The 19,198-nt window shown below is 64.2% G+C and carries 19 protein-coding genes; 3 read left to right on the top strand and 16 right to left on the bottom strand.

Going from position 1 to position 19,198, the window contains the following annotated elements:
- Position 1 precedes the first annotated feature (1 nt).
- The 16 genes from OP495_RS06695 to OP495_RS06770 all read right to left on the bottom strand — a co-directional run bounded on the left by OP495_RS06695 (position 2) and on the right by OP495_RS06770 (position 16,090).
- Positions 2-1,204 carry a beta-ketoacyl-ACP synthase gene (locus tag OP495_RS06695; protein WP_280568014.1) on the bottom strand — a complete coding sequence of 401 codons (1,203 nt, stop codon included), beginning with the start codon at positions 1,202-1,204 and terminating at the stop codon, positions 2-4.
- On the bottom strand, positions 1,201-1,797 hold the full coding sequence (locus tag OP495_RS06700; protein ID WP_280568016.1) for a DUF3261 domain-containing protein: 597 nt from the start codon (positions 1,795-1,797) through the stop codon (positions 1,201-1,203). Before OP495_RS06700 ends, OP495_RS06695 begins: the two co-directional genes overlap by 4 nt.
- On the bottom strand, positions 1,794-3,065 hold the full coding sequence (locus OP495_RS06705; protein WP_280568018.1) for an NAD(P)/FAD-dependent oxidoreductase: 1,272 nt from the start codon (positions 3,063-3,065) through the stop codon (positions 1,794-1,796). The genes OP495_RS06700 and OP495_RS06705 overlap by 4 nt, the downstream gene beginning before the upstream one ends.
- Positions 3,062-5,386, bottom strand: a complete 2,325-nt coding sequence (locus OP495_RS06710) for a hypothetical protein (RefSeq protein ID WP_280568021.1) — start codon at positions 5,384-5,386, stop codon at positions 3,062-3,064. The genes OP495_RS06705 and OP495_RS06710 overlap by 4 nt, the downstream gene beginning before the upstream one ends.
- A 20-nt stretch (positions 5,387-5,406) precedes the next feature.
- On the bottom strand, positions 5,407-6,003 hold the full coding sequence (locus tag OP495_RS06715) for an outer membrane lipoprotein carrier protein LolA (RefSeq protein WP_280568023.1): 597 nt from the start codon (positions 6,001-6,003) through the stop codon (positions 5,407-5,409).
- A gap of 40 nt (positions 6,004-6,043) precedes the next feature.
- On the bottom strand, positions 6,044-7,018 hold the full coding sequence (locus OP495_RS06720) for a glycosyl transferase (protein ID WP_280568024.1): 975 nt from the start codon (positions 7,016-7,018) through the stop codon (positions 6,044-6,046).
- On the bottom strand, positions 7,015-7,773 hold the full coding sequence (locus OP495_RS06725) for a glycosyltransferase family 2 protein (protein ID WP_280568026.1): 759 nt from the start codon (positions 7,771-7,773) through the stop codon (positions 7,015-7,017). The genes OP495_RS06720 and OP495_RS06725 overlap by 4 nt, the downstream gene beginning before the upstream one ends.
- Complete coding sequence (locus OP495_RS06730) at positions 7,766-9,595, bottom strand: AMP-binding protein (protein ID WP_280568027.1); 1,830 nt, start codon at positions 9,593-9,595, stop codon at positions 7,766-7,768. Before OP495_RS06730 ends, OP495_RS06725 begins: the two co-directional genes overlap by 8 nt.
- Positions 9,585-10,160 (bottom strand): hypothetical protein, encoded by a 576-nt coding sequence (locus tag OP495_RS06735; RefSeq protein ID WP_280568029.1) that lies wholly within the window; start codon positions 10,158-10,160, stop codon positions 9,585-9,587. The genes OP495_RS06730 and OP495_RS06735 overlap by 11 nt, the downstream gene beginning before the upstream one ends.
- Positions 10,161-10,168: 8 nt before the next feature.
- Positions 10,169-10,432 (bottom strand): phosphopantetheine-binding protein, encoded by a 264-nt coding sequence (locus tag OP495_RS06740; protein WP_246899936.1) that lies wholly within the window; start codon positions 10,430-10,432, stop codon positions 10,169-10,171.
- Between the two features lie 161 nt (positions 10,433-10,593).
- Positions 10,594-11,301, bottom strand: a complete 708-nt coding sequence (locus OP495_RS06745) for a beta-ketoacyl synthase chain length factor (RefSeq protein WP_280568031.1) — start codon at positions 11,299-11,301, stop codon at positions 10,594-10,596.
- A gap of 432 nt (positions 11,302-11,733) precedes the next feature.
- Positions 11,734-12,054, bottom strand: a complete 321-nt coding sequence (locus OP495_RS06750) for a YnfA family protein (protein ID WP_280563324.1) — start codon at positions 12,052-12,054, stop codon at positions 11,734-11,736.
- Positions 12,048-13,574: an ABC transporter permease gene (locus tag OP495_RS06755; protein ID WP_280568033.1), complete on the bottom strand. Its 1,527-nt coding sequence runs from the start codon at positions 13,572-13,574 to the stop codon at positions 12,048-12,050. The genes OP495_RS06750 and OP495_RS06755 overlap by 7 nt, the downstream gene beginning before the upstream one ends.
- Positions 13,571-14,269, bottom strand: a complete 699-nt coding sequence (locus OP495_RS06760; protein WP_280568034.1) for an ATP-binding cassette domain-containing protein — start codon at positions 14,267-14,269, stop codon at positions 13,571-13,573. Before OP495_RS06760 ends, OP495_RS06755 begins: the two co-directional genes overlap by 4 nt.
- Positions 14,266-15,117 (bottom strand): putative selenate ABC transporter substrate-binding protein, encoded by an 852-nt coding sequence (locus OP495_RS06765; RefSeq protein ID WP_280568035.1) that lies wholly within the window; start codon positions 15,115-15,117, stop codon positions 14,266-14,268. Before OP495_RS06765 ends, OP495_RS06760 begins: the two co-directional genes overlap by 4 nt.
- Positions 15,118-15,229: 112 nt before the next feature.
- Positions 15,230-16,090: a MurR/RpiR family transcriptional regulator gene (locus tag OP495_RS06770; protein WP_246894930.1), complete on the bottom strand. Its 861-nt coding sequence runs from the start codon at positions 16,088-16,090 to the stop codon at positions 15,230-15,232.
- Between the two features lie 228 nt (positions 16,091-16,318).
- Between OP495_RS06770 and zwf the strand changes: the two genes are divergently transcribed.
- From zwf to OP495_RS06785, 3 genes are read left to right on the top strand one after another with little or no spacing between them, the layout of a single operon-like run.
- Positions 16,319-17,794, top strand: a complete 1,476-nt coding sequence (gene zwf / locus OP495_RS06775) for a glucose-6-phosphate dehydrogenase (protein WP_280563320.1) — start codon at positions 16,319-16,321, stop codon at positions 17,792-17,794.
- 18 nt (positions 17,795-17,812) lie between these two features.
- Positions 17,813-18,487 (top strand): 6-phosphogluconolactonase, encoded by a 675-nt coding sequence (gene pgl, locus OP495_RS06780; RefSeq protein WP_280563319.1) that lies wholly within the window; start codon positions 17,813-17,815, stop codon positions 18,485-18,487.
- Between the two features lie 32 nt (positions 18,488-18,519).
- Complete coding sequence (locus OP495_RS06785) at positions 18,520-19,182, top strand: bifunctional 4-hydroxy-2-oxoglutarate aldolase/2-dehydro-3-deoxy-phosphogluconate aldolase (RefSeq protein ID WP_280563318.1); 663 nt, start codon at positions 18,520-18,522, stop codon at positions 19,180-19,182.
- Positions 19,183-19,198 lie beyond the last annotated feature (16 nt).

The following is a 19,198-nucleotide window of genomic DNA, read 5'->3' on the forward strand; positions in this document are numbered from 1 at the left end:
GTCATGCCTCCTCACGTGTCATCAGCAGCACGGCGTTATTACCGCCGAAGGCGAAGGAGTTGCTCAGCGCATGCTTGATCGGACGCGGTGTGTGCTCGGGCGTGACCGCAGGCATGACATAGTCGAGTGGTGGCAACTCGGGATCGGGCAGGGCGTCGAAGACATGTACCGGCAGGCGTCCGCGGTCGAGCGCCAACCAGCAGAACGCGGCTTCCAGCGCCCCGGCGGCGCCCAGGGTATGGCCGGTCAGGGCTTTGGTCGAGCTGCACGGCGGCGAGGTGGCAAAGAGCGCCGCGACCGCCTTGGCTTCCATGCTGTCGTTGTGGGGCGTGCCGGTGCCGTGCAGGTTGAGGTAGTCCACTGCCTCGGGCGCGTAGCCGCCCATTGCCAGGGCTTGGCGCATCGCCTCGTGCGCGCCGCTACCATCCGGACGTGGCGCGGAGACGTGATAGGCGTCGCTGGACTCCCCCGTGCCGCTGAGCTGAATGCCGCCGGCTTCCGGGGTGACCACGAATAGCGCCGCCGCCTCGCCGATATTGATGCCGTCGCGCTGCGCGGAGAACGGCAGACAAGGCTGCTCGCTGATCGCTTCCAGGCTGGCGAAGCCGTTGACGGTCAAACGGCAGAGGCTATCCGCGCCTCCCGCGATGACCGCATCACACGTCCCGCTGGCCAGCAGGCGTCGCGCACTGGCCAGGGCCCGTGCGCTGGAGCTGCACGCCGTGGAAAGCGCATATACCGGCCCCTGGGCGCCAATGCGCTGGGCGACGAAGTGTGCCGGCGCACCGAGTTCCTGATTGGCATAGCGGAACGTCTCGGGTAACGGCCCCTCGCGGCCTGCCTCGGCCACGGCGCGTTCGGTCTCGCCGATGCCCGAGGTACTGGTGCCGATGACCACACCGATGCGTTCGGGCGCCACCGACTCACGCAAGGTGTCGAGCGTGTCATGCAAGCGTTGCATGGCGAGTGCCAACAAGCGGTTGTTGCGGCTGCGCTGCTCGGGTGGCCAGTCGTCCCAGTCGGGAAGCGCGCAGGTGATCATGCCCAACGATAGCTCGCGATCGGGAGTGAAGGCAGTGCTGGATGTCAGCCCGCGTTGCCCGTTGAACAAGGCATAGGCGATGGTCTCCAGGTCGTCGCCGAGGCTACACACCACGCCGGGACGCGATAGACGACAGGGTTGGCGGTTGGCGGATAGGCTCATCGCGAGGCCTCGTGGTCGGTGGACGAATCGAGCGGCGCGATGCGCAGTCGATAGTCGCCTTGAAAATCTTCCAGCACTACGTCGCTGTCACTGTTGATATCGCGTTGCGACGGGGGTGGCGTGATGCGCGCGACCCGCTCGCCACGATAGACGATCAGGCGCTGTTGGCGATCCTCGTCGAGCGTCCATTGGCTATCGGCGAAGGCTTCCTCGAGCGCCGCACGGGGCCACAGTGACCATTCCAGCCGCGTTGCCAGCCAGTCCGGCGAAAACGGCAGGGCCTCCTCGCGCGGCGCGTCGCCCTGCTCGAAGCGGCTGCCCGATGCGTCGCGCACCAGTGTCGTCAGGCGCTGTCCGTAGGGTGTGGTCAGCACCACGCGCAATTCATCCGAGGCCAAGCGCAGCACGGCGATCAGCGTCTGTGTGCTGTCGTCCTTGTCGTCCGGGATGAAGGTCAGGCGCCGGGTGAGTGTCTCCGAGCGTTCGGTCTGATCCAGTGCGGGATGGGGCGCGATGGGTGGTGTCAGCGAACAGCCACCGAGCAGCATCAGACCACACAGCGCGAGCGCCAGGGGGAGTCGTGGCAGGCTCATGAGCGTACCTCGTCGCGTTGTGCGCAGACCTCGGCAAGCGTCGCCAGGCGGCGTCGTGAAGCGGTGACGAAAGGATTGTCGCGATCCCAGGCGTAACCGGCGAGCACGCCGCTGATCCAGCGTTTGAAGCGCGGCGGGGGCGCTTCGTGAAAGACGATGGTCTGTAGCGTACCGGCGTACCACGCCTCGACGAAGGCGCGGAAGGTTTCCACACCGGCGCGCAGCGGCGTCTCGAAGTCGGCGTGCCAGTCGATTGCCTCGCCGCGTAGCTGGCGGTCGACCAGGGGTGCGGCCAGGTGCGCCGAGTGCAGGGCAATGGTGACGCCGGAGGAAAACACCGGGTCGAGAAATTCTCCGGCGTTGCCGAGCAGTACGTAACCGGGGCCGTGCAGGCGCGTGACGCTGGCCGCGTAGCCGCGTATCTCGTTGACCTCGCGCACGCGCCGCGCCTGATGCAGGAGTTGGCGAAAGCGGGGCTCACGGTCGATCAAGGCTTGCCAGCGCGCCTCGGGGTTGTCGCCATGCGCGGTGAGGGTCTCGATGTCGCCGACGACACCCACCGAGGCGCGTCCGTCGGCGAAGGGGATCAGCCAGTACCAGATGCCGGCGTCCTCTGGATGCACACCGATCAGGATCTTCTCGCGGTCGTAATCGGCGTCCTCGATGCCGTCCTCGACATGGCTGAAGATCGCCATGCGCGGTTCGGCGCGCGGATCGCGTTCGAGTGATTCCAGGCGTGCCAGTACCCGGCCATAGCCGCTGGCATCGAGCACGAAACGCGCGTTCAAGTAGCGCGTCGCACCTTGTTCGTCCTTGAGTTGCAGTATGGGACACGCGGCGTCGGCGTCGAACGCGGTGACCGTGGTGCCAAACTCGAGCGTGGCGCCCTGGGCCTCGGCGGCGTGGATCAGGCGCTGGTCGAAGTCGGCACGCGGGACCTGATAGGTGGTGCCCCAGCCGGGGGTGGATTTGTCGCGGAAGTCGATGGCGGTGGTCCGCGAGTGGCGCGTGAAGGCGGCGCCGTTCTTGGACTGATAACCGGCGGCCTGAACCGTTTCCAGCAAGCCGGCTGCCTCGAGATAGGCCATGCTCTGCGGCAACAGGCTTTCGCCGATGGCAAAGCGCGGGAAATGGCTGCGTTCGATGACATGCACACGCCATCCGAGACGGCTCAGGCGTGCGGCAGAAGCTGCTCCGGAGGGCCCGGCACCGATGATGGCGACGTCGCAGTCGTTGGCATGCGGGGATGCGTCGGTGTGCATGTTCATCCTGCGTCTCCTCTTGGTCCAGGCCTGAGCAAGTAGACCAGCCCCCACACCGCGGCCAAACCGATCAGGCACGTCAGGCCGAGATAGTGAAGTGCCGGGGTGGCACTGAAAGCAAGCAGTCCGAAGGCCAGCAGACTGGTCAGCGTGGACAGGCTGATGGCCAGCCAGGCGGCGGCCTGGCGGGGATGCTCGGCATTGAAGATACCCGCGTCGAGGCCGATGCCCAAGACCAGCAATAGCCCCAACTGACTGAAGACGTTGAGCGGGATGCCGGCCATCGCGAAGCTCGTCAATACGATCAGCGTAGCGCCCAGCGGGGGCAACAGTACTCGCCAGGTACGCCGACGATAACGCAGGGTCAGCCCTACGCCCAGCAAGATGAGGCCCAATGACAGCCATTCGGCGATATGCGTGCGCAGCTCGCCGAGCAGCCCGGACAGGCGCTCGATGCGATCGACATAGGTGACGCTGGGCGTATCGGCAGCGAGTTGCCGCAAGGGCGCCTCGCCGTCGCCGTCCGCGACGCCCTGAAGCGCCACGCTGGCGGCGACGTCACCGTCGTCGGTGTTGCCCAGCCACAGGCGGCGTTGCGTCTCCCCGAGCGGCGAGTCGAGCCAGGTGGCGACATCCAGCACCGGGCTCTCCTCGAGGCGCGCGCGTGCCCGCTCGGCCAGTGTGTCCGGCAGGTTCGCGCGTTCAAACAGGTTCGCGAGTGGGGCCTGATAGAGCCGTTCGACACGCGCCAGATCGGCGTTTTGTCGCTCGGGCGGCGGCACGCTGTCGGCAAGGTCGACGTGTCCGCTGATCACGCCCTGGCGTTGCAGCGTGTCCAGCGGCGTGTGCAGGGCGTCCAATCGTCCGAGTAGTGCGGCCTCGTCGTCGCCGCGCACCAGTAAATAATGCGTGCCGGTATCGTTGCCTAAATGCTGTTGCACGATGCGCTCCTGCTCGAGCAAGGCATCGGGCGATGAACTGAGCAGCCGCAGGCTATCGTCGCTATGCAGGCGCCAGGCACAGACCGCCACCAGTATGACCGCTGCCACGCCGACGATGCCGGGCTTGAGGTGCCACGGCGAGCGGGTGAGGCGCTCCCAGCGTGTCGCCAGGCGCGCGGTGGCCGGCGAGACGGGTAGATGTAAGCGAGGCAGCCACAGCACTACCGAAAGCCAGGCGCCCAGTAGCCCCAGTGCGGCGAAAACCGCCATCTGGCGCAGGCCCGGCAACGGGGTAAGGGTCTGGGCGAGGTACGCGACCAGGCTCGATGCCAAGCCCAGTGCGAGTCCGGGCAGCAGGGCGCGGAGGCGAAAGGCGCGGCCAGCGATGGCCCGATGACTCTGCAGATGCAGGGCGTAATCGATGGCGATGCCGATAAGACTGGCGCCGAAGGCCAACGTCAGCAAGTGCAGGCTGCCGAACAATGCCAACGTCAGGGTCAGCGCCATCAGCAGGCCGCTGCCTAGCGGTAGCAATAGTGCGAGCAGGACGCGCGGCGAGCGAAAGACGATCAGCAGCACTACGATCAGGCCGAGCAATGCGCCCAGGCCGATGGTCGAGATCTCGTGCTTGGCCTGCTCGGCGCCGGCCGCAGCATGAAAGATCAACCCCGAGCGCAATAGTGTCGCTTCGGGGTGATTGGCCTGAAAATCCGCCAATGCCGTCGTCAGGCGCTGCTGAGCGTCAGGCGCATAGGGCGAGGTAGCAAGCTTGCCGATCAATAGATTAAAACGCTGGCCGTCGATATCGATGCTCAAACGGCCATCGCGCGGGATGACGCGACTCGTGGTGCGCTCCTCGAGCCAGGCATCGAGCAGTCCGAACGGGTCGCGTAGCGGATCCGGGCGCGCGTCGGGCGAGAACAGCGTCTTCAGTGCGGGCTCGACCAGCGAGTTACCGCCGTCGGCATCGATGGCCTGGCGTATCTCGGGGGTCAGCAGGCGATAGCGATAGGCATCGAGTGCCGCCTGAGGATCGTCGTCGAGTAGATCGGTGTCGCGCCAGGTCAGGGTGTCGATCACCGACGCAGCGCCATCGTTCCCAGTGAGCTCGGTGAGCACCTCGGCCAGCGCGGGCGTGACGCTCGATAGATCGTCGGCATGCACCAGCAGTACGAAGCGGTCCTCGAAACTCGTGCCCAGCTTGGCACTGGCACGTTCCACCAGCGGGGCCTGACGATCCTCCGGCAGCATGGCGGTCAGCCGGGTGTCTGCAGGCAGGCCGTCGCGCAGCAGCCAGCCGAGTGCCACCAGACACAGCAGATGGGCGGCTAGCCAGGCCCAGGCGAGATAACGGGGCGCGCGCGTGGCGGTGGGCAGAGGCGACATGAGAAGTCCTGGCGATCCGGTCAGCGGGTATCGGCGTCGGGGAGGGCGTCGATCGCTTCGGGCGTCAGCGGCGTCTGGTCGCTGAAGTCGACGCTCAGGCGGTCGCCATCGGCGATGTGCATCTCCAGGTGCTCGACGTAGCGGCCGCCGGCCAGACGAATCTCGCCGATGCGCTCGGCCAGGGCCGAGTCGCGCGGGGTGAGCTTGATCCGCCAGTCGTCGGCGTTGCCCTCGAGTACCTGGGTAAAGCGTGAATCCAGCGCCGACCAGTCGCCGCCGAGCAGGCGTAACAATAGCGCGGCGATCTGCTCGCGACCGGCCTGACGGGCGCTTTCCGATTGCGCGGCGTCATCGGCATCGGCCGGCGTGAGCACCAGCGTGTCCTCCACGGGCGTTTCCAACTGCCAGACGACCTTCTCGTCGCGGACATAGGCGAAGCGTCCCTGGCTTTCGAGTTCGGTATCGACATCGGCGAGCCAACGCGTCTGCGTGAAGTGGCCTTCCAGCGCCGGGGTCTGCTCGAGCCGCGCCTGGAGCGCCTGGCGGTCGAAAGCGTGTGCAGCGAGCGGTAGCCCGACGAGCCCCAGGCAGGCGTAGGCGATCAAGCGGCGCATCATGTGCTTTCTCCCGTGTCGATATGGCACGCGACGGCGAGACTCAGCCGTCGTCGCGTGTGTGCGTTGTCGAAGAACCCCAGAAGGGGAAGAAGTTGAACCATTGCAGAGGTTGGCGCTGGCATTGATCGGTCAGCCATTGTACGTAACGGCGCATGGCTTGTTCGCGCCAGGCATCGCGTTCGACGCGTTTGACGTGGGTGGTGTCGTCGAAGTCGCTGAATTCCACCCGGTAGCCTTCGGCGTCACGCAGGCAGGCCACCGTGTAGAGCGGACAGCGCAACAGGGTGGCCAGATGGAACGGGCCTTCGGGAAAGTCCGCTGGCGCGCCCAGGAAGTCGAGCGTCTGGGTGCGGCCGTCGTCGTTGATCGGCACACGGTCGGCGGCGATCATCACGAAGCGCCCCTGTTGAATGCGCTCGGCGAGCAACATGGCGGTGGCCGGTGTGATCTCGCTGACCTCGATGATCTCCGGCGCGCGGCGCAGATTGCTGCGGGCCAGCAGCTCGTTGAACTTGCTGGCGTTGCGGGTGTGCATGATCTGCACCACATGGAAGTCGTCGCGACGTTCCTGCATGGCGCTGCAGATTTCCAGGTTGCCGACGTGCGAGACCAGCACCAGACCACCGCGTCCGCTGCGGATGGCGGCGTCGAGGCGGGCACGATCTGCGCCATCGACGCGTGCTTCCAGGGTACGCCCGCTCCAGGCATCGATCTTGTCCATCAGCATGCCGCCAAAGACCAGAAAATGACGCAGGCTCAGCCAGTGCACGCAGCGCGGCTTACGCCCGGCATGCAGCGGCCAGATGCGCTTGAGATAGTCCTGCGACGCCTGGCGGGGAATGTGGCGTATCGCATAGTAGTAAAGGATGACCGGTACCAGCATGAGCCGAAACGGCCAGCGTCCCAGATGGCGGCGAATCCAGATCATCAGGCGCATGCCGGCCAATGTGCCGGACTCCTGAACGCGCGACCAGTGTCGTGCATCGCGCTGCGTGTCGTCGTCGCTGGGGGTCATCCGGTACTCCTTGTCATTCGCGCATGGCGGCCGAGCAGGTGTGGCAGCCGCCGCAGCATACCGGCGAGCAAGCGTAAATGCATGGTGGTGAGTTGGCGATTATCGCGCCACATGGCGAAATGCGAGACGCCATCGAGGGGGTAACTCACCTGCACGGGCAGATTCTCGACCGGGCGCGCGTCCCATATCCAGCGCACGGGCAGTTCGGTGTCGAACTGCATGCGGTCTCCGCAGGAATGCCGTTCGACCAAGTGATTGGTTGCCGTTACCGGATACAGCTTGACGCCGCACATGGTGTCGCGCAGCGCGAAGGAAAGAGTGTTCAACCACACCAGCGAATGGGTGAGGTAACGGGCGTAGTAGCGGTGCCGAGGCACGCTGGCGTCGAAACGCGGATAGCCGATGCGCAGCGTCATGTCGTCGGCATCGAGGCCGGCGAGAAACGGCGGCAGGTCGTCGGCGTCGTGCTGGCCGTCGGCGTCGACTTGCAGGGCGTGCGTGAAGCCCAGCCGCTGTGCCTCGCGCAAGCCGGCCTTGACTGCCGCGCCCTTGCCCTGATTGTGCGGCAGCTTGAGCAGATGTGTGTGGGGCGCGCCGGCGAGGCGCTCGAGAACGGCGGCACAGGCGAGCTCGCAACCGTCGTCGATCAATAAAAGGGGGACCTCCAGACGGCGTAGCGTCTGACAGGTACGTCCCACCGCGTCGGCGTGGTTATAGACCGGAATGATGACACAGGCGCGGGCATCGTCACGCATGGCACGCGCCCTCCGGTCGCGTCAGCGTCAGCGTGCCGGTCCCGTGAGTACCGCGCTGGCTGGTGAACGTGAAGCGTAGTCGGGTCGTCATGTCGTTGTTATGAGCGTTGTTGTGGATGTCGTGATGAGCGTGGTGGTGAGCATTGTCATGAGCCGTTGCATGCGAGCTGTCATGCGTGGCGTCGAGCATCAGGGTGACGCGTTCCCCCGGTAGAAGCAGCAGGGGAAACTTGATGCGTACCATATCGCGGCATACGCCGTGCAGGCCGAGGCTTTCGCGTGCGGCTTGGAGTGCCCAACGGACCATGACGATACCCGGCACCACCGGCTGCGTCGCGAAATGGCCCTCGACATAGGCGAGACGTTCAGGCACTTCGAGGGTCAGGCGCGCGCTTTGCGGGCCATCCAGCGTTTCGCCCAGCCAGCGAGGCACTCGGGGATCGTCGAGATCCGCGAAAAGGCGTGACAAGCACGTCGCGCCGAGCTTGCCCTGGGCGTCGCGGGGCCAGGCCTCGACGAATCGCCAGTAGCGTGGCAGCACGGCGTTTTCGAAGCGTGGCGTTAAAGCGGCGCGCAGCGTCTGGATAAGTCGGCGTCGTGCGTTGTGATCGTGCGGCACGGCCTCGGGGACGAGTTCGACGATGGCGCCCAGGCGGCCATCGCGTTTCGGCAAGGGAACGCAATGGGCACGGCGCACGTCCGGCAAATCACCGAGGGCGCGGTCAAAAGCGGTGAGCGAGACACGCTTGCTACCGACCTTGGCGATACGGTCGCTTCGGCCGAGTAGCCGAAAGTGGGTGCCTTCGACGACCACGCGGTCGGCCTGCGGCGTCCAGGTGGCGGGTGTGCTCAACCAGGGCGCGCGCAGCCATAGTTGATGCTCGGCATCGTTGCGTACCTCGACGCCGGGGAAGGCGGTCCATCCGGTATCCCGGGATTGAATGCGCCAGGCGATGCCGCCGGTTTCGGAGCTGCCATAGACTTCGCGGACCTCGGTACTGAACAGGCGTTGGGCATGCGCGGCGGCGTCGCGCGGCAAGGGGGCACCGGAGGAGTAAACGCGGGCGAGGACGCCGTCGACTGCCGGCCAGTCGAGTGTCTCCGGGAGCCGCTCGAGAGTCGGCGGGGCGCTGATCAGCACCGCCTCGCGCCGAGTTTGCGCCTGCCAGCGCGCCAACCACAGATGTAAGGTTTCCGGGTAGCGGCACATCTCGGCAGCGAACGGCGCACGCTCACATAGTGGGCGCAGCACGCTGAACAACAGGCCGTAGATATGCTGATGACTCACCTGGCTCAGGGTCAGGCGTGCATCGAGCGGCCATAGCGCGGCATGCATGCCAAGCTCCGCATCGAGCTGGGCGAAGTTCTTGTCGAGGCGCTGGGGTTCGCCGGTGGAGCCGGAGGTATAAAGCGTGACGGCGACACGTTCTGCCTCGAGCGTACCCCAGCGCGGCGTTTGTGGAGTGCTCGGTGTTAGGCCGCCGGGCATGTCTCCCAGGCGTGCGGCACCCAGGGCATCGAGGGCCTCGAGTGTGGCGGGGCGCGTGTCGGCCGGCAGGATGACATGATCGCCACGTTCCCAGGCGGCGATCAACGCACAACCGAATCGGTAAGGGTCGTGTGTACTCAGCATCCAGCGACAGGGAGATTCCGCATGCGCGTCCAGCGCCGCCTGCCAGGCGCCGACGTCGGACTGGAATATCTCCAGCGTTTGCCAGAGCGTCTCGGCGTGAGCGTCGGTTTGCCAGGCCACGGCGCGTGCAGGGTCGCGTTCGCGCCACGGGGCGGCCAGCAGCGGGCCGTGCGCCGCGTCATTCGTCATCGGGCGTTTTCCTCACCTGGCGGCGGATCAACCATTCGCCACCGAACATCGTGGCCAATAGGGCATAGACGATGCCCCCGTTGTAGAGCGTCCACGTGGCCAGGTCAGCGTAGAGTGCGGTCCATAGCGCAATGCTGCCATTGATAGCGAAGAATACGCACCAGGCCTGTGTGACGCGACGCGTATAGCGAACGCCGCGTGGTCCGAGGTTGGGTTCGCGGCGACGCGCGAGGCGTTCGATTGCGCTAGGCGGGCGTGTCAGGCTGTAAGCAAAGGCGGCCAGCATGGCGGTATTGAGAAGCACCGGCCAGGCGCGCACGCCGAGTTCGGCGTGGCCGGCAGCGAGTATGGCCCCGCCGACGATAAGCAATCCCCAGCCCCAGCTCCGGCGCGCGGTCGGCAGCCGCCACCAAGCCAGCGCGACGAGGGCGATCAGAAGTGGCCAGGCGCCCAGGCGCGGCAGCAAGGCATGCACGGCCAGCGGCCATCCCAATGCCAGAATGCCTAGTAATAGGTTGCACAGGGCCGAGCGTGGTGCGGTCGACGATGAGGTCCGGGAATTCATGCTGGGCCCTACGCGGTGCGACGCTCCTCAACCAGCGCGGCGAGCGTGCGCAGGTTGCGGAAGTGGTGGCGTGTTTCATCACTATCGGCTTCCAGCTTGATGCCGTAGCGCTTCTGCAGGGCGAGCCCCAGTTCCAGGGCGTCGATGGAGTCCAGGCCGAGGCCTTCGACGAACAGCGGCTCGTCGGGATCGATATCTTCTGGCGTGACGTCCTCGAGCTCGAGGGTATCGATGATGAGATGCTTGAGCTCTTGTTCCAATTCGCTCGTCATGGGCGACTCCATTCTCGTCGATGCAGCATAAGGCGTATGTCGTGTGCGTAAACGTTGCCGACGGCGGGGCGCACTTTACCGGCTGGCCTATGATACAGGGTGTAAGCGGGTATAGGGCAGGGCGTCGATGGGCATGGGACGATCTCGTCCATGCGTTACGCTTAGTCGGCGCGAACCAACGACCATGCCTGGCGCGGCCGGTGACAATGGAGTTCGTCGCGTGTACCGCATAGCCAGTCGATGAGATCGCTGGGCTGTGGGCTGCCCTCGGTGGTGTCGTCGCTCGCCAGTGAGCGTGGGATGAGCGCCCAGGCGTCATCCGTGGGCGTCAACGACACGCGTAGTGCCACGGCGGCGGTGTCGACCGGGGTCGTGAAGTGCGCGGCGAAGCGCGCGGGGATCGCTTGCTCGGCGAAGGCGACGATCACTGCCGGCTCGCCCTGTGCCAGGTACCCCCGGGCTTCGACGAGCAGCGCGGCGAATTCGTCGCCCGAGGCGGCGATCGCTTGCTGGGTGCGGCGGTTGCCGCGCCCGATCGAATACACGCCGGGGATGGCGTTATGCACCGAGAGACCGAAGCGTGCCGGCGACAATGGCACTTCCTCGGCCAGGGTATTGAGCATTTCCAGGGTGCGCTCGCCATCGCCGTGGCGGGAGGCATACAGCAAAGGGCAGTCGGCATTGGCGTCGATCTCGGCCAGCATGTCGCAGAGTGCGCGACCGATGCCGGTCAAACGGCGTCGCAACATGGCGGGCACATGGCCGCCAGCGGGTTTTTCCGCGACGCTGAGGCGGGACTGCGACGTATCGCGGCGTCCGGGCTGCCAGGCGCGCCAGTCATGCACGTACATCATGGCCGGTGTCGTCATGCAGACATCTTCCCTTTCGTCGGCGAATGCCGCGGGCTCGATCCGTGGAGTGAGTGACAACGTATACGGACGTTTACCCTACCCGAGTCGTGGCATGATGGCTACTGTCTCGGGGCGCCGACATGGGAACTTGGGGGCGATGGGAGATCACAAAAAATGACCGCCCGGAGGGCGGTCCGGCCAGAGGCCAAACCCGCATGTGCGGGCGCAGGGAAACGGCGCTTGGCGCTGATGTGCAACGCGCGTGAACGTATGTGCTGTCAGGTACCAGCCTATGTCAGTGCTGTGTAACTGGCTGTCAGCCATGGCGGCGAAAGGCGTAGGCAATGCTTGCGGGGTGGCGCAAGCGACTGGCTATATACTGGGTGATCGTTACGAGGCATGCGGTGAGCGCTGGCGCTCACCCTTGCGTTCGGCAGCGATGGTGTCTTCTTATCGCCATCCGCTGGCGATCACGCCCATCCCGGCAAGCGCGAGACCGGCGCCGATCCAATCGGTGAGTCGCAGCGGTTCGCCATCGACTGCCCACAGCCAGCCTAGGGCGCAGACGACGTAAACGCCGCCATAAGCGGCATAGATACGGCCGCTGGCGGCGGGGTGCAGCGTCAAGAGCCAGGCAAATAGCGCCAGGCTGGCGGCCGCCGGGATCAGTAGCCAGGGTGAGCCTTGTTGGCGAAGCCACAGCCAGGGCAGGTAGCAGCCGACGATTTCCGCCACGGCGGTGATGACGAACAGCAGTGTCGTGATCAGCATGCGGCTTCTCCCGTGGGATGGTCGCGATGGCCTGGGGTGTTGGCGATTTCGCGCGGGCGGTAGCGGCGCGCCAGGGCGTCGACGCCGATGTTGAGCGCAGCGGTAATCAATAACAGTACGAAGGCCTGATCGAACATCATATAGGCAAAGCTGGAGTCGATGTGAAAGCCCAACGTGGCGATGCCGAGCATGCCCAGGAGCGCGGTTTCGCGAATGATCGTCTCGGCGCGGTAGAACAGCAGCGCCAGCAAGCCGCCATAGAGGCGTGGCAGCAATTCGTAGGCATAACGGGCAGATGCCGGCAGTGCGTGGTTACCCGGCACGATGGCATCGGCATGCCGCGCCACCAGGAAGGCGATCAGTGCGCCGTTGTGTAATGACAACGCCAGCCAGGCGGGCAGCATCGATGGACCGAGCATCAACAGGAAGATGAAAGCCAACATCAATTCCGGCGTGGAGCGCATCAAGATCAAGACGCCTTTGCCTGCCGTACGGGTCGGGCGATTGCCGAAATGGCGGCTGGCCAATGGCCATAGCAGTAAGGCCACCACCAGACTGCCGACGGTGCCCATCAGTCCCAGTAGCAAGGTATTGCCGATGGCGGGCAGGAGGTCGGGGATGTCGCCAAACCACTGCCAGAGTTCGTTCCAGTTCCCTTCGAGTAGAGGTTTCGGCCATAGGTCGACACTCACGAATCGCCACAGCAGCGCGCCGTCGATATCCGGCCAGGGGCCGAGCAGGAAAAGACTCCCCAGCGCGATCCAGGGCAGCAGGCGGCGGTGTCCCCATAGATGCAGCGAGGCGATCATGAGATAAAACATCCACAGCAAGGCACCGGCTTCGGAGTAGCGCCCCTCGCGGAAGGCGCTTTCCAGATGGAAACCTAGTGTCGGCAGACCCACGAAGCCTAGTAGCACGCTCGAGCGCATGGCGCATTCGAAGCGATAGCGGGTATAGCCCGAGAGTCTCGACCAGACCATGGGCAACTCGGCATACACGAAGCGCGAAAGACGGCTCACGCCTTCGGGCAGAGCGTCGACCGGCGCACGTGGCGTGAGTTCGAGGATCTCGGCGTAGACCTTGGCGAAGATGCCGGCGTAGGGAATCGTCAAGGCGGCGATGGCGGTGACGGCGGAAAGACCGAAGACCTGCAGCAGGAGTAGCGCCCAGAACAGCTCGTGGATAGCGCGCACGAATGCGCAACCACCGCGTAGCAGGCGTGAACGCGAGAAGAGCAAGGCCAGCGGGAAGCCCAGCACCACGCCGAGTAGCGTCCCCCACAGCGCAAACCCGATGGTCAGGGCGATGGCATGGGGCAGTGACTCGGTCGCCAGGATGTCGGGATGCACCAAGCCGCTGAGCATGCGCCCCAGCTCGGCCCAAGGATCGTGGGTGGTGATCGCGAGATCGGCGAATGGTAGTAATACCAGACACAGTACAATCAGTCCCAACGAGCGCCGAGCGAGGCGTAGATTGAGGGAGTCCCCGGCGAGTAGTCCTGGTGCACGTTCGGCACTCATGCCGGCTCCGGTGGGACATCAGACGAGTGGGCGTCAGGATAGAGCGTGTCGAGATCTTCGAGCGTCAACTCGCGCGCCGGCGCATCGAGTATCAGTTGGCCGTCGCGCAGGCCCCATACGCGATCGAAATGCGTCAACGCGAGTTCGCGCTGATGCAGTGCGATCACGCAGGTCGCGTGCCGGTGCTGAACCATCTGCAGCAGACGACGTGCCTGGTGCGGGTCGATGCTGGCGACCGGCTCGTCGCCGAGAAATACCTCACGCGCCTGATAGAGCGCCCTGGCGATGGCCACACGCTGGCGCTGACCCCCGGAGAGTTGCGCCACGGGACGTTTGAGCAGTCTTTCGAGGCCCAGCTCTGCGCATAGTGCCTGGATGTCGTGCCAGGCGTCGCGTCGCGGGCGGATCAGGTTCATGAGGTTGGCGAATGCGGAGTGGCGCTCCAGGCGGCCCATGTAGACGTTGTGATAGACCGACAACGGCGGTACCAGACCGTGCTCTTGCGGACACCAGGCCGCACGATGCCCGAGGCGCTGGCGCAAGCCGGCCAGCAGGGTCGATTTGCCCACCCCGCTGGGGCCGAGCAATGCCACGCGCTGGCCGGCCCTAAGCCTCAACGTGAGATCGGCGAGGACGGTATGGCGTGCATGACCCAGCGCCTCGCCATCGAAGCGAACGAGTTCCTCCACACTCAACGCAGCAGGCCCAGTTTCTCGCCGACGTCTTCGATAGGTTGATAGTCGTCGTTATCGGCGGGGATGAAGCCCTGACGAGGGAAGCTCTCGAGCAGCTCGGGGTCGTGCATATCGAGCAGTGCCTGACGCACCTTATCGGTAAAGCCGTCACCATAGCGGTCATCGACGTCGCCACGCACGGTCCATTGATAGTCGGGGTAGGTCGGCGTCTTCCAAATCACGTCGACCTTGTCGGTATCCACGCGTCCATCGGCGACGGCGGCGTCCCAGACCTTGAAGTTGACGGCGCCGATGTCGTAGGTGCCAGCTTCGATCAGGGCGATGGTACGCGTATGGTCGCCGGAAAATCCGACACGCGAGAACAGCGACTTGGGTGGCGCCCCGAATTGTTTGCGAATGTAATATTCCGGCATTAGGCGACCGGAGGTGGAGGTCTTGGCGCCGAAGGTGAACGCCTTGCCTTGCACGTTTTTGGGCAGATCATCGCCCTGAGTGTCGACATCGCTGTCATGGTTGGCGATGAAGTAGGTACGGAACTCGGCGTCCTCCTTGCCCTGGGCGATGGCGCGGGAGTCGGGTACCAAGCGGCGTGCCTGAACACCTGTCAGGCCGCCGAACCAGGCCAGTTGCACCTGGTCGTTGCGGAAGGCCGAGACGGCGGCGCTATAGGATTTGACTGGCACGTACTCGACCGCCACGCCCAGTTGGTCCTCGAGGTAACGAGCGACCTTGTCGAAGCGCTCCTCGAGCCGTGACTGGTCTTCGTCGGGGATGGCCGTGAAACGAAACGTTTCCGCCGTGGCGGCGGTACTGACGAGAATCAATAGGCAGGCGACGAGCCAGCGCATGGGCATACTCCTTGGGAGAAAGGCGGTGTTACTAAAAACGCCTCAATGAGCGTGGTGAAACGCTCATTGTCGTGACTGTGTACGGTGTGGCGGCAAGCGCGCTCCACGACGTTCACTCGTCGTGGAGCGGAAATCGAGTGGCTTGCAGACTGTCCTTTATCTTCTTGAGGTGCGGCAGGAAGTCTTCGCCGCGACGCAGCGTGACGCCCGTCGCCAGCACGTCGATCAAGGCCAGGTGAATCATGCGCGAGGTCATCGGCATGTAGACATCGGTGTCTTCCGGGGTAATGACCTCGAGGGTTTCGGTGCACTCGTGGGCGAGTGGCGAGTCGGGCGCGGTGATGCCGAGTACGATGGCGCCATTGTCACGCGCTACACGGGCGATCTCTACCAGCTCGCGGGTACGGCCGGTGTAGGAGACGATGACGATGACATCGCCGGTATGCGTGGCGGCGGCGACCATGCGTTGCATCAGCACGTCTTCATAGGCGGTGACGGGCAGGTTGAAGCGAAAGAACTTGTGTTGCGCGTCCTGGGCCACGGGTCCCGAGGCGCCGAGGCCGAAGAAGCTGATCTGCTTGGCCTGGATCAGATAATCGACGGCGCGCTCGACGCGCTGTGCGTCGAGCGCGCGGCGGGCATCATCGAGAGCGGCAATGGTGGCGCCGAAGATCTTGTCACCGTAACTTGCGGCACCATCGTCACGCTCCACGCTGCGGCTGACATAGGGCGTGCCGCCGGCTAGGCTCTGGGCCAGTTTGATCTTGAAGTCGGGATAGCCCTTGGCGTCGAAATTGCGACAGAAACGATTGACCGTTGGTTCGCTGACCGCCGCCGCCTGTGCCAGCGTTGCGATGCTCATGCCAGTGGCGGCGGCCGGGTCGTGAAGAATCACGTCGGCCACTTTGCGTTCGGAACGATTGAGTTCCTCCAAACGGGAACGGATACGGTCGATCAGATCGAAGGCTGGCATGCGTAATGAGAGTCTCTGTGTGCCAAAAGTGTCGAGAGGTAGTCAATTAACTACGTTGTGTTAGACAGGCATCCTAGCGTGGTGGCGCAGGGTCGCCAAGCCAAGTCGTTCACGAATATGAGGTAAGCGTGTACTGCTATAGTAGTAAATTTACATAATAAATTTGCCGAGGAGCCCTGATATGGCTTATTTTATAAGTAAGTTAACCAGATTTTTGAGGGCCGCGTCATGAGTCGAGATATCACGCCCGATGTCGATCTGGCCCTTTTCGGGGCGCTTGGCGATTTGGCGCTGCGTAAATTGTATCCGGCATTGTACCATCTCGATCGCGAAGGGTTGCTTGGCGATACCACGCGTATCCTGGGGCTGGCGCGCCAGGAACACGATGTCGATAGTTTCCGCACCAACGTCAAGGAAGCCCTTAACAAGCGGCTCACGTCCGACGAGCTGGAAAAGGCCTGTCTCGAGCGGTTCCTGGCGCGTCTCGACTACCAGCAACTCGACTTTGCCACCGTCGCGGGATATGACGCCATTCGCGATTGGCATGACGCTACCGAACGCCCCATGGTCGTTTACCTCGCGGTGCCGGCCAGCATCTACGGCGATATCTGCGCCAATCTCCACGCCAGTGGTAGCCTCGATGACGAGACCCGTGTGGTGGTCGAGAAACCCATCGGCTACGACCTCGAATCCTCCGTTCAGATCAACGATGCCATCGGCGATGTCTTCCCCGAGTCGCGCATTTATCGCATGGATCACTACCTGGGCAAGGAGACGGTCCAGAACTTGATCGCGCTGCGCTTCGCCAATCCGTTATTCGGCAATCAGTGGAATCAGAACCAGATTTCGCATGTGGAAATCACCGTCGCCGAGAAGGTGGGCATCGAAGGCCGCTGGGGGTACTTCGACGAGGCGGGGCAGTTGCGTGACATGGTCCAGAACCACTTGTTGCAGCTGCTGTGCTTGATCGCCATGGATCCGCCGTCGAATCTTGACGCCGACGCCATTCGTGACGAGAAGGTCAAAGTGCTCAAGGCGCTCAAGCCCTTGGTAGGTGAAGAGCTATCGCGCAACGTGGTCCGTGGCCAGTATATCGGCGGCTCCGTGGATGGCGAGAGTGTGCCGGGCTATCTCGACGAGGAAGGCGCCAACACCTCGAGCCACACCGAGACCTTCGTGGCCATGAAGCTCGAGGTTGCCAACTGGCGCTGGGCGGGGGTGCCGTTCTATTTGCGTACCGGCAAGCGTATGCCGGAAAAGATGTCGCAAATCGTGATCCACTTTCGCCAGCAGCCGCACTATATCTTCGATCCCGACCAGCGCGGACTGGCGGCCAACAAGCTGGTTATACGTCTGCAGCCGGAGGAAGGTATAGCGCTGCAGGTACTGACCAAGGACAGCGGACTCGACAAGGGCATGCGCCTGCGGCCTGGGCCGCTACATCTGGATTTCAATCACGCCTTCCCGAAGACACGGATTCCCGATGCCTACGAGCGCTTGCTGCTCGAGGTGATGAAAGGCCAGCAATACCTGTTCGTGCGTCGCGACGAGGTGGAATACGCCTGGAAATGGGTAGATCAACTGATCGCCGGCTGGGAGGCGAGGGATATGCCGCCGCGCCGTTATCCGGCGGGTTCCTGGGGGCCCGTGGCGTCGATCGCCATGATTACTCAGGACGGTCGCTCCTGGTATGAAGACTATTGATTTGATGGGCAGCCGATTATGACAAGCATCGATGAAGGCCGTCGTTATCTTGCCGAGCGCCTCGCGGACACCGTGGCCAAGGCGCTCGAAGCTGACTTGGCCAGTCGCGAACGGGTGCTGCTGGTGGTTTCCGGCGGCTCCACGCCGAAGCCATTCTTCAGCGCCCTGGCTACCAAGGCGCTGCCTTGGTCGCGTATCGACGTGACGTTAGCCGACGAGCGCTGGGTAGCCAGTGATGATGCCGACAGCAATGCGCGCCTGATTCGCGAAACGTTGCTCGTCGGGCCGGCTGCCGAAGCGCGTTTTCATTCTCTGACCACCGACGACGACACCCCCGAGGCCGGCGTCGAGGCGGTGTCGGCGCGCGTCGCATCGTTGCCGTGGCCGGCCAGCGTGGTCGTCCTGGGCATGGGGGGTGATGGGCACACGGCCTCGCTGTTTCCCGACAGCGACCAGCTGGCCACGGCGCTTGAAACATCCGAAGCGACAGTGGCGGTGCATGCGCCCAGCGTACCGCAGGCGCGGATTACGTTGAGTGCCGCGCGCCTGGCCGATGCCCATCTGCATGTCCTGCACATGACCGGCGAGGAAAAGCGTCGCGTCTTGGCCAACGCGTTGGGGGGCGATGATGCCCGGCAATTGCCGATTCGTGCCTTCCTCTCCCAGCCGATCGCGACGTATTGGGCGCCCTGAGCCCTGCGTTTACGAACCCCCGGAGCCTCTCCATGACTATCGACAAACAGCTTCCTTCCACCCGCACGACGGAACTCGACAGCATCTGCCAGAAGGTGGAGGTGATTCCGGTGCTGGTGATCGATCGCCTCGAGGATGCCGTGCCCATGGCGCGTGCTCTGGTCGAAGGCGGGCTCAACGTACTCGAGATTACCCTGCGCACCGACTGCGCGTTGGATGCCATCCGACGCATGCGTGCCGCGTTGCCAGGTGTGAGCATCGGCGCTGGCACCGTGCTGACGCCCGCCCAGTATCGGCTGGCCGAAGAGGCCGGCGTGGATTTCGTGGTCACGCCCGGTACCACCGAGGCGTTGTATCGCTATGGCGTGGAAAGTTCTGTGCCGATGCTGCCGGGTGTGGCTACGGTATCCGAGTTGATGACCGGCTGGCAGTATGGCTATCGACGCTTCAAGTTTTTCCCGGCGGAAGCCAGTGGCGGTGCCAAGGCGATCAAGTCCATTGGCGGCCCGATCCCGGAGGCGCGTTTCTGCCCCACCGGCGGCATCACCGTGGAAAACGCCGACGATTATCTCAGTCTCCCCAACGTGATGTGCGTGGGCGGCTCATGGCTGACGCCCAGCGATCTGGTCGAGAACGAAGACTGGGACAGCATTCGCGAACTGGCGCGCAAGGCCGCCGAACGCTTTCATCACTAACGCTTTATCAGGACGA

This window comes from Chromohalobacter sp. 296-RDG, from assembly GCF_029889885.1.
GTDB lineage: Bacteria > Pseudomonadota > Gammaproteobacteria > Pseudomonadales > Halomonadaceae > Chromohalobacter.